Genomic DNA, 10,655 nt, shown 5'->3' with positions numbered 1-10,655 from the left:
ACGACAACCTGTACCACACGGTGCTGGGCGTGATGGACGTGACCACGCCCACCTACAAGCCCGCGCTGGACGCGCTGGCCGCCTGCCGTGCAAAGAGCTGAGCCAAGGGCTGAGCCGGGCCACCTGCTTATAGGACTATCGGCGGTCTATCGGGCTATGCACAGACCCGCCGTGAACTATCGATGGATTGACAAACACTTTGTGGATGGCAGTCTCTACCCCGTTCTGTTTTCGCCGAGGAGAATGCATGCCGAGCGTCATTCGCAACCTGAATCTCCGGTCGGAATCCCGCGTGGGCAATCTGCTCGCGCTTGTCGCCGGACTGGCCGGCGTCTGCTCATGGCTGATCTACTGGTTCAGCGAATGAGGGGCTGTACGGGCTGCGGCCTTGCCAGCGCGGGCCGCGTCTAGCGACGCTCGTCGGCCGCCTTGAGTTCGAGGTACGTCGCGCGATCGATCTCGTGCAGTTGCTTCGGGTACTTCTCGCTGGCGGAGTACCAGGCGTTGCGGCGGCCGGCCGCGTCCGGCGCGGCCAGGAACGCCTCCACCGTGAGGAAGTAGCGCATGGCGTTGCGCTCGAGCAGGCCGTGCGTGCCGCGGATGTAATCGGGCTCGCCATCGGGCGCCTTCGCGATGACGGTGAAGCCGACCTTCGAGCGGCCGAAGGTCGCGAGATAGGCCTGCATGGCCGCGGCGGTCAAGGTGCTCTCGTCGTACGCGTACGAGAAGTGCAGGAAGCTGCGGGTCGCATCGACCGGCACCGCCTCGAACACGATCCGGTAGTTGCCCGTGCCCAAGGGCCCCTGGGCTGCATGGAGCTCCACCGCCAGGTGCTGCGGCGTCGCCTGCGCCACGCGGAAATCGAAGGCCAGCTGAAAGGCGCTGTCGGCCGGGCGGTCGTACTTTCGTACAACGCCCAGCGAGATCACGGGTACTCCGCCCGTACCGCCCGTACCGCCCGAACCGCCCGAACCGCCGGTCACGCTGCAGGCGCGGTTGTTGATGTGCAGCAGCAGCGCGCCGCACCACGCCTCGGGCTTGCCGAGCGCGGCGGAAATGGCGGCCAGCGGATGGTCGACGATGGCATACACCTCGCCCTGCAACCCGTTCGCCGTGTCGCTCGCGTGCAGCAGCACCGGGCGCTTCAGCGGCGAGCGGTCCAGCTGTTCGCGCAACACGACCAGCCTGGCGGACAGGTCGTCGGCGCCCGAGGTGCCCGCGGCGGCGTGCGCGGGCGGACCCGCCAGCATCGCGGCAATGCTCAGCGCCATCGCGGCGGCGCCGCGCAAGAGGAAGTGCAAGGCTTGCATGTCTGCGGCAGTGTCGATCGCCGCGACTTAAGACGCACTTAACCCCCGGCATCCACACCGGGCCTGACGATCGCGTGATCGCACGATCGCGCGATCACGCGATGGCCTGCATGGAAGCGACGGCAAGGCGCCCGGCGTTAAGGGTCCGGTAAGTCGCGGCCAGCCAACATGGCTTTCGCACCGCGACCGTCCACGTCCCCCACCCACTCGCATGACCACCGCCAGTTTTCTCATCGATTTCGCGCTCCACATCGACCGGCATCTCGAGGCGTTCGTGGCGGCCTACGGCCTCTGGGTCCATGCACTGCTGTTCCTGATCGTGTTCGCCGAGACCGGCCTGGTGGTCACGCCCTTCCTGCCGGGCGACTCGCTGCTGTTCATCGTCGGCGCGCTCGCCGCCACCGGCCACATCTCGCTGGCGATCGCGGTGCCCGTGCTCCTGCTGGGGGCCATCCTGGGTGACCAATGCAACTACTCGCTCGGGCGGCACTTCGGTCCGAAGGTGCTGAACGGCAGCATTTCGCGGTGGCTCGACCGCAAGGCCTTCGACCGCGCGAACGCGTTCTATGAACGGCATGGCGGCATCACGGTGGTCTTGGCGCGCTTCATGCCGCTGGTGCGGACCTTCGTGCCTTTCGTGGCCGGCGTGGCGGGCATGGACCGCGGCCGCTTCAGCGCCTTCAACATCGCCGGCGGCATGCTGTGGGTGCTCGCACTGTGCGCGGCCGGCTACCTGTTCGGCAATCTGCCGCTGGTGCGCGACCACCTCGAGATCATCATCTGGACGCTGATCCTGGTCCCGGGCGCGATCGCGGTGACCGGCGCCATTCGCTCGTCGCGTTCAACGCCCGGCTGACGCGCCGCCGCCGGCCGGCGGCGTCTGATGCGACGCACGCGCCGGGCGCGCCGGCTGCGCACCGCCACCGTCGAAGCGCACATGCACCGCGAGGCCCACGCCCCCACCGGTGCCGTGCCCGTCATGCAGCGACACGCTCGCGCCGTTGCGCCCGGCCAGCGCCTTGACGATGGCCAACCCGAGCCCGCTGCCCGACGGATCGCCCTCGCGCACGTGCTCGCCGGCGCCGCGGTAGAAGCGGTCGAACACACGTTCCCGCTCGGGCGCCGCAATGCCGGGGCCGTCGTCGCTGACGCACAGCATCGGCGTGCCGTCTTCGGCCACCGACGCGGCGACATCCACGCGGCTACCGGGCGGCACGTAGTGCAGCGCGTTACGCACCAGGTTGTTGAGAACCACCTGCAGCTCGTGCGGATCGGCGGCCACGCGCGTCTTCGCGTGGGCCTCGGCGCCCAGGTCGACCTGCCGCAGCGACGCGGTGCGGGCAAAGGCCGACACGGTGTCGAGCACCAGCCGGTCGAGGTCCACCGGTTCGCGCTGCGCGCCTCGCGCCTCGATCGCATCCGGCCCGGCGCGTGACAGCTGCAGCAGCTGCTCGACCAGCCGCTGCAGCCGGTCCATGCCTTCGCGGGCGTCGCGCAGCGTGGCCTCGCGCTCCGACGCATCGTGGGCATGCTCGATCAGGTCGATCTGCAGCCGCACCGCGGTCACCGGCGAGCGCAGCTCGTGCGCCGCATCGGCAATGAACTGCTGCTGCGTGGCGAAGGCGTCGGCCACGCGCTTCATCAGGCCGTTGAACGCGCCCACCAGCGGGCGCAGCTCGCCGGGCATTTCAGCGCCGTCGATCGGCTCGAGCGTGAGCGCGTTGCGCTGCGCGATCTGCGTCGTGGCCTCGCCGAGCGGGGCCAGCCCGCGGCGCAACGCAACCACCAGCAGCGCCGCGATCAGCGACGCCAGCACCAGCAGCGGCACGAGCAGCTTGGAGGCGGCCTCGACCGCCATCTGCTGGCGTGCCGCCGTGCGCTGCGCGGCGAGCACCACGAAGCGCTCGTCGACCACCGTGAAGCCGCGCCACTCGACGCCGTCGAGCATCAGGCGGCGCGCGCCGGGCTCGGCGGAAAAGGGAAATGCGTAGGCACTGTCGGGCCCGTCCACGGCGCGGCCGTCGCGGCGCCAGACGCGCGTGACAAGGTCGCCCTGGTCGGGCGCCGGTTCGCCGCGCGGGCGCGAGGGCGTCACCGCCAGCAGTTGCCCGCTGGTGTGGAAGCGCGCGACCGAGGTGGCGACCTCGCGCAGGTTGTCGTCCAGCACCTCGTTCATCTCGTCGAGCACGAACACGTAGCTCACGAGCACCAGCAGGATCGAGCCGAACGCGAGCGCGCCCAGCGTCCATTGCAGCAGTCCGCGTCTGAGCGAGCGCAAGATCAGTCCGCGACGCGGTAGCCCACGCCGCGCACGTTGACGATGGCCGAGCTGCCCAGCTTCTTGCGCAGGTAGTGCAGGTGCACCTCGACCGCGTTGCTGCCGATCTCCTCGCCCCAGCCGTACATCGATTCCTCGAGCTTCTCCTTCGACAGCACGGCGCCGGGGCGCTGCATCAGCGTTTCGAGCAGCGCGAACTCGCGCGCCGACAGCGACACCGGCGCGCCGGCCTGCGTCACGGTGCGGCGCAGCGGGTCGAGCACCAGTTCGCCGGCCACCAGCTGCGACGACCCGCTGCCCGCGCGGCGGCGGATCAGCGCGCGCGCACGCGCCACCAGTTCGTCCATGTCGAAGGGCTTGACCAGGTAGTCGTCGGCGCCGGCGTTGAGGCCCGCGATGCGCGAGGCGACCGCGTCGCGCGCGGTGGCCACGAGCACCGGCAGGTGGTTGCCCTGGCGCCGCATGCTCTCGAGCAGCGCCATGCCGTCCTTCACGGGCAGCCCCAGGTCGAGGATGGCGAGGTCGTAGACCGCGTCGCGCAGTGCGAGCTCGGCGGCGGCGCCGTCGTGCACCCAGTCGACCGCGAAGCCGGCATTGAGCAGGCCCTGGCGCACGGCCTTGCCGATCATGGGATCGTCCTCGACGAGTAGCAGGCGCATGGGTGTGAAGCCTCAGTCCAGATGCAGGAAGCGCAACGCGGCGCGCTCGCAGGCATCGTAGCGCGACCACAGCGGCCGGCTCCATGTTTCCAGCGCCGGGCGCAGCGCCAGCGCCAGCCCGGCACCCACCGCCGCCACCGGCAGCGCGGCGGCCACGTCGAGCGGAAAGTGCACGCCGAGGTAGACCCGCGCCCAGCCGACCAGCAAGCCCGCCGCCAGCAGCGGAAACACCAGCCACGAACCGCGTGCCGTTCCCAGCACCGCGAACGCGAGGCTCCACAGCAGCGTGACGTGGTCGCTCGGCAGGCCCGGGTCGCCGACATGCGCCAGGTACTGGTGGCCCAGGTGCAGCGCGAACGGCCGCGGCGAGGGCCATGCCAGGCCCACGAGTTGCGCGAGGCCGAGCGCCAGCGCGGCGCTCACCGCCACGTGCACGAGGTCGTGCCGCACCGCGCGGGCGCCGCGCGCCCAGAGCGCCAGCCAGGCCACCGGCACGGCCAGCACCAGCCACTGCGCCACGGCGCGCGCGAGCGCCAGCGTGGTCCAGCCGGGTTGCGCGCCGGCGTTGATCAGCTCGAAGAGGTGGATGTTGTCGAAGGTCATGCAGGGGCCGCATGTTTGCCGTTCGTCACTTAACGCCGGCTTAAGTCCCGCCAATCCCTGCGCGGCGCAGCACCTTAAGGCTTCGGTAAGTCGCGGGCCCCGAAGCTGCGGGGCAGGACGCACCGACATGACTGCCCCAGCACATTCCCTCTACCCCTGGCGCGCACCGCGGCTCACAACGCTCTTCAAGCTCTCCACCCTCGGCGCGATCTGTGCGCTGGGCGCGGCGCTCGGCGGCTGCGCCACGTACCACGCCGCGCCGCTGCCCGGCGCGCCTTCGTTCCCCGCGACGGTGCCGCACGCCGCGCTCGACGGCATCGAAGGCGCCCTGCCCGCGCTGGCGCCCAGAGCGTTCGACGCCAGCGACGGGCTCGACTTCGACGAGGTCGCCACGCTCGCGGTGGTCAACAACCCCGAGCTGCGCATCGCGCGCAGCGCGGCCGGCGTGTCGGCCGCGCAGGCCTTCGCGGCCCGGCTGCTGCCCGACCCGCAGGTCAGCCTCACGCGTGATCTTCCCGACGTGACCGGTGCCGGCATCACGAGCGCCTTCGTGGCCGGCGCGAGCTACGCCATCAATGCGCTGATCACGCATGCGGCCACGGTGGACGCCGCCGACGCCGACGTGCGGCAGGCGCGCGGCAACCTGCTGTGGCAGGAGTGGCAGGTGATCGCCCAGGCCCGGCTGCTGTACGTGCGCCTCGATGCCGCGCAGCGGCGGCGCGACCTGCTCGAGCGCACGCGCACGCTGATGGCCGAGCGCTACCGCCGCACCGGCGAGGCGCTCGCGGCCGGCCTGCTCACGGCCGATGCGGTGGCGCCGCACCTGGCGGCGCTGCAGGACGTGGAGCGCCAGCTGCACGACCTCGAGCGCCAGACCAACCAGGCCGACAGCGACCTGCACGCGCTGCTGGGCCTGTCGCCCGACACCGCGCTGCGCTTGCAGGGCGGCCCGGCCCTGCCTCCGTTCGACACCGAAGCCGTGCGGGCCGGGGCCAACGGCCGGCTCGCGGCGCGCCCCGACATCGCGGCACTGCGCGAGGGCTATGCCGCGCAGGACGCACGCCTGCGCGTGGCGCTGCTCGGCCAGTTCCCCGCGCTCACGCTCGGCGTGCAGCGCTCGCGCGACACCAGCAACAGCTACACGCGCGGCTTCGGCATCACGCTGGGCCTGCCGGTGTTCAACGGCAACCGCGGCGAGATCGCCGTGCAGAACGCCACGCGCGACAAGCTGCGCGCCGAGTACCAGCAGCGCCTGAATGTCGGCGTGAGCGACATCGCGCGCGTCACGGCCGAGCAGGCGATCAGCCTGCGCCAGCTCGCCGGCATCGACGCGGCCATCGTGCAGCTCGAAGCCAGCGCGCAGCGCGTGCACGCCGCATGGCAGGCGGGCAACGCCGACGCGCTCGCCCTTGCGAGCGCGCAGGCCGCGCTGCTGGCCAAACAGGGCGAACGCATCGACGCCATGCAGGCCCTCCAGGAGCAACGCGTCGGCCTGCTCACCCTCACCGGCGGCTACGACGCCGCCCTCAAGGAACACGCATGAAGTCCCATCGAATCTCCCTCCAGCTCACGGCCGTTGCCGCCGTGGTGGCCGCCGCACTGCTGGCGTGCGGCACGGTGCTGATGTTCAAGGCCGGCGCCGCGAACAAGACCACCGCCGCCCCGCCCGCGCAGGACGTGGTGGCCAGCATCGCGTCGGTTGCCGCCGTGCGCACCCGCGTGCCGGTCAGCGTGACGGCCTGGGGCGACGTGGCGCCGGCGCAGTCCGAGTCGATGAGCCTGCCGCGCGCGGGCCAGCTCGTGGCCTTGCCGGTGGTGGTGGGCCAGCGCATGCGCAAGGGCGCGGTGCTGGCCCGCGTGGCCGGCGACCCGGCCTCGGAGACCGCCTACCTGAACGCGCAGAGCGCATGGAAGCTCGCACAGGGCGAGAGCCAGCGCGTGCAGGCGCTCTTCAAGCTGCAGCTGGCCACCGTGTCGCAGGTCGAGGCGGCCCGCAAGACCGAGCAGGACGCGCAGGCCGCGCTCGATGCGTTGCGCAAGACCGGCGCCGGTGCCGGCGAATCGGCCGTGACGGCACCGTTCGACGGCGTGGTGACGGCGCTCAACGCGGCGCTCGGCGACCGGCTCGCGGCCAACGCGCCGATCCTGCAGCTCGGGCGTGTCGACACGCTGCGCGTCAACCTCGGCATCGAGCCGGCCCGCCGCGCGGCGGTGCACGTGGGCGACCCCGTGAGCCTGACGGCGCTGCCGTCGCAGCCGGCCGGCGACAGCGCGACCGGCGCGACCGGCGCGGCGGCATCGGCGGTATCGGCGGTATCGGCGGTATCGCCCCCCCCCGCATCGGCCGTGGGCAGTGTCGCGAGCCTGCAGGACCTGGTCGATCCGAAGACGCAGCTGGTCAATGTCGTGGTGCAGGTGCCGGCCGCGTCGGCCGGTGCGCTGGTGCTCGGCATGCGGGTGCAGGCCGGCATCTCGACCGGCAGCGTCGACGGCTGGCTGGTGCCACGGCTCGCGGTGCTCAACGACAGCCAGGGCGACTATGTGTACCAGGTGCGCGACGGCGCGGCGCACCGCGTGGGCGTGCAGCCGCGCGCCGAGGTGCACGGGCAGGTCGCCGTCGACGGCGCGATCGATGCCGCGCTGCCCGTGGTGTCGCTCGGCAACTACGAGCTCAAGGAAGGCATGAAGGTCCGGGAGGGCGCCAGGTGAAGGCGGCGGCATGGCTGTCCGCGCATCGCCGTTCCGTGCTGTTCCTGGTGGCGCTGCTCGCGCTGGCCGGCGCGCTGGCCGCGTTCAGGCTGCCGGTGTCGCTGTTTCCGACGGTGCAGTTTCCGCGCGTGTCGCTGTCGCTGGACGCCGGCGACCAGCCCGCGAGCCAGATGGAACTGCAGGTGACGCGCCCGGTCGAGGAAGCGGTGCGCAGCATCGCCGGCGTGACCAACGTGCGCTCGACCACCAGCCGCGGCAGCGCCGAGGTGTCCGTGAGCTTCGACTGGGGCACCGACATGGTGGCCGCCACGCTGCAGGTGAATGCGGCGCTGGCGCAGATCCAGTCGCAACTGCCGCCCGGCACGCGCGTCGCGGCGCGCCGCATGGACCCGACGGTGTTTCCCATCATTGCCTACAGCCTGACCTCCAAGAGCCTGTCGCCGACCGCGCTGCGTGACCTCGCGAGCTACCAGCTGCGGCCGCTGCTTTCGGGCATCGCGGGCGTGGCCACGGTGCAGGTGCAGGGCGGCGCGTCGGAAGAGGTGCGCGTCACCGCCGATCCGCGCCGGCTGCAGGCCTACGGCCTGTCGATGGACGACCTGTCGAAAGCGCTCGCGGCGGGCAACTCGCTGAGCGCCACCGGCCGCCTGGAGGACCACTACAAGCTCTACCTGGTGCTGGCCGACACACGGCTGGCCGGCGTGGACGACGTGCGCCAGACCGTGGTGGCCAACGGCACCAACGGCGTGGTGCGCATCGGCGACGTGGCCGGCGTGGCGCGCTCGACCACGCCCGAGTGGCTGCGCGTGACGGCCGACGGCCGCGATGCGGTGCTGCTGTCGATCCGCCAGCAGCCGGGCAGCAACAGCGTGCAGATCGCCACCGACGTGAAGGCCGCGCTGGACGGCTTCGCGCCGCAGTTGCCCAAGGACGTACGCGTGGCCAACTGGTACGACCAGAGCGAACTGGTGACGGCCTCGGCCAGCAGCGTGCGCGACGCGATCCTGATCGGCGTGGTGCTCGCCGCGCTGGTGCTGGTGGTGTTCCTGCGCAACCTGCGCGTGACCGCCATCGCCGTGCTGGTGGTGCCGGCGGTGCTGGCCATCACCATCGTCGTGCTGCAGCTGCTGGGCATGAGCTTCAACATCATGACGCTGGGCGGCATGGCCGCGGCCGTGGGGCTGGTGATCGACGACGCGATCGTGATGATCGAGCACATCGAGCGCCGGCTGGCCGAGGCGAGCCGGGAGGGTGCAGGCACGCGCCTGGGCGTGGTCGACGCCGCGATGGAGTTCCTGCGCCCGCTGGCGGGCTCGAGCGCGGCCACGCTGGTGATCTTCGCGCCGCTGGCGTTTCTCTCGGGCGTGACGGGTGCGTTCTTCAAGGCGCTGTCGCTCACCATGGCGTCGGCGCTGGCCATCTCGTTCCTCGTCACCTGGCTGGCGGTGCCGCTGCTCGCGCACTTCCTGCTCGGCAGGCAGCACAGGCCCGCGCCGGACGACCGCGCCACGCGCTGGTTCAAGCTGCGCTACCGCCACTGGCTGCTGCGCTGCATCGCGCGGCCCTGGGTGCTGGTGGTGTGCGTGGCGCTGCTGCTCGGCGCGGGTGGGTTCGCGTTCCGGCAGGTCGGCACGGGCTTCATGCCGTCGATGGACGAAGGCGGCTTCATCCTCGACTACCGCACGCCGCCGGGCACCGCCCTGTCGGAGACCGACCGGCTGCTGCGGCAGGTCGAGACCATCGTGCGCGACACGCCCGAGGTCGACACCTACTCGCGCCGCACCGCCACCGGCCTGGGTGGTGGCCTCAGCGAGACCAACCAAGGCGACTTCTTCATCCGGCTGAAGTCCGGCAAGCGGCGCCCGGTGCAGGAGGTCATGCAGGACGTGCGCAACCGCGTCGAGCACCAGGTGCCGGGCGTGAACGTCGAGCTCGCGCAGCTCATGGAAGACCTGATCGGCGACCTGACGGCGGTGCCGCAGCCGGTCGAGGTGAAGCTGTTCGCGGCCGACCCGAAGCTGCTGCCCGGCGCGGCCGAGCAGGTGGCGCAGCGCATCGGCAAGGTGCCCGGGCTGGTCGAGGTGCGCTCGGGCATCAACCCGGCCGGCGATGCCATCGCGGTGCATGTGAACCGGGTGGCCGCGGCGGTGGAAGGGCTCGACCCCGACCAGGTGACGCGCGCGCTGCAGACGGCGCTGGCGGGCTCGGTCGCCACGTCCTATGCGCAGGAGACCAAGATCGTCGGCGTGCGCGTCTGGACGCCGGCGGGCAGCCGCGCGACGCAGGCGCAGCTCGACGACCTGCCGCTGCGTGCGCCCGACGGCCACCTGGTGCCGTTGCGCCGGATCGCCACCTTCGAGACGTTGAGCGGGCAGCCGCAGATCACGCGCGAAAACCTCAAGTCGATGATCGCCGTCACGGGCCGCATCGAAGGCCGGGACCTCGGCTCGGTGGTGCAGGACGTCAAGCAGGCGCTGGCGGCCAACGGCGCATTGCCGCGGGGGGTCTACTACGAGCTCGGCGGCCTCTACCAGCAGCAGCAGATCGCGTTCAAGGGCCTGATGACGGTGTTTGCGGCCGCGGTGGCGCTGGTGTTCCTGCTGCTGCTGTTCCTGTACGAGAGCTTCGCCGTGGCGGTGTCGATCCTGTGCACCTCGCTGCTGTCGGTGTCGGCGGTCTTCATCGGGCTGTGGCTCACGGGCATCGAGCTCAACATCTCGGCCATGATGGGAATGACCATGATCATCGGCATCGCGACCGAGGTGGCGGTGTTCTATTTCTCGGAGCAGCGGCAGCGCCACCGCGCGGGCCGCGACCTGCGCCGCAGCCTGGTGGGCGCCGGCCAGTTCCGCGCGCGGCCGATTGCCATGACCACGCTCGCGGCCATCCTCACGCTGCTGCCGCTGGCGCTGGCCATCGGCGCGGGCTCCGAGATGCAGCAGCCGCTGGCCGTCGCGATCATCTCGGGGCTGGTGGTGCAGCTGCCGCTGGTGCTGTTCTTCATGCCGACGCTGTACGCGTGGATCGAGCGGGCGCGAGAGGCGCGCACGCGTTCACGGCTTGGCGCAGGGGCTGTCGCCGGCCATCCGGCGTAGC

At 71.6% G+C, this 10,655-nt stretch carries 8 protein-coding genes; 4 read left to right on the top strand and 4 right to left on the bottom strand.

The window, feature by feature from the left end:
• Positions 1-407 precede the first annotated feature (407 nt).
• The gene (locus BM004_RS33200) at positions 408-1,310 is read right to left on the bottom strand and encodes a hypothetical protein (protein WP_256220159.1); all 903 of its coding nucleotides are present in this window, start codon (positions 1,308-1,310) and stop codon (positions 408-410) included.
• A gap of 211 nt (positions 1,311-1,521) precedes the next feature.
• Between BM004_RS33200 and BM004_RS33195 the strand changes: the two genes are divergently transcribed.
• Positions 1,522-2,166, top strand: a complete 645-nt coding sequence (locus BM004_RS33195; protein WP_093219832.1) for a DedA family protein — start codon at positions 1,522-1,524, stop codon at positions 2,164-2,166.
• Here BM004_RS33195 and BM004_RS33190 read toward each other — a convergent pair.
• The 3 genes from BM004_RS33190 to BM004_RS33180 are packed head-to-tail and all read right to left on the bottom strand — an operon-like array spanning position 2,152 to position 4,850.
• Entirely contained in the window at positions 2,152-3,588 is a 1,437-nt protein-coding gene (locus BM004_RS33190; RefSeq protein ID WP_093219829.1) for an ATP-binding protein, read from the bottom strand. The genes BM004_RS33195 and BM004_RS33190 overlap by 15 nt on opposite strands.
• A 2-nt stretch (positions 3,589-3,590) precedes the next feature.
• Positions 3,591-4,247 (bottom strand): response regulator transcription factor, encoded by a 657-nt coding sequence (locus BM004_RS33185; RefSeq protein ID WP_093130312.1) that lies wholly within the window; start codon positions 4,245-4,247, stop codon positions 3,591-3,593.
• 12 nt (positions 4,248-4,259) lie between these two features.
• Entirely contained in the window at positions 4,260-4,850 is a 591-nt protein-coding gene (locus BM004_RS33180; protein ID WP_177206684.1) for a phosphatase PAP2 family protein, read from the bottom strand.
• A gap of 127 nt (positions 4,851-4,977) precedes the next feature.
• Here BM004_RS33180 and BM004_RS33175 point away from each other — a divergent pair, with 127 nt between their 5' ends.
• From BM004_RS33175 to BM004_RS33165, 3 genes are read left to right on the top strand one after another with little or no spacing between them, the layout of a single operon-like run.
• Complete coding sequence (locus BM004_RS33175; RefSeq protein WP_177206683.1) at positions 4,978-6,393, top strand: TolC family protein; 1,416 nt, start codon at positions 4,978-4,980, stop codon at positions 6,391-6,393.
• Positions 6,390-7,559 carry an efflux RND transporter periplasmic adaptor subunit gene (locus BM004_RS33170; protein WP_093219823.1) on the top strand — a complete coding sequence of 390 codons (1,170 nt, stop codon included), beginning with the start codon at positions 6,390-6,392 and terminating at the stop codon, positions 7,557-7,559. Before BM004_RS33175 ends, BM004_RS33170 begins: the two co-directional genes overlap by 4 nt.
• On the top strand, positions 7,556-10,654 hold the full coding sequence (locus BM004_RS33165; RefSeq protein WP_093219821.1) for an efflux RND transporter permease subunit: 3,099 nt from the start codon (positions 7,556-7,558) through the stop codon (positions 10,652-10,654). The genes BM004_RS33170 and BM004_RS33165 overlap by 4 nt, the downstream gene beginning before the upstream one ends.
• Position 10,655: the final 1 nt, after the last annotated feature.

It is taken from the genome of Variovorax sp. OK212 (assembly GCF_900112425.1).
Classification (GTDB): Bacteria; Pseudomonadota; Gammaproteobacteria; order Burkholderiales; family Burkholderiaceae_C; genus Variovorax.
Note: the sequence above shows the minus strand (reverse complement) of the source record. Positions and strands in the feature narration are given on the sequence as shown.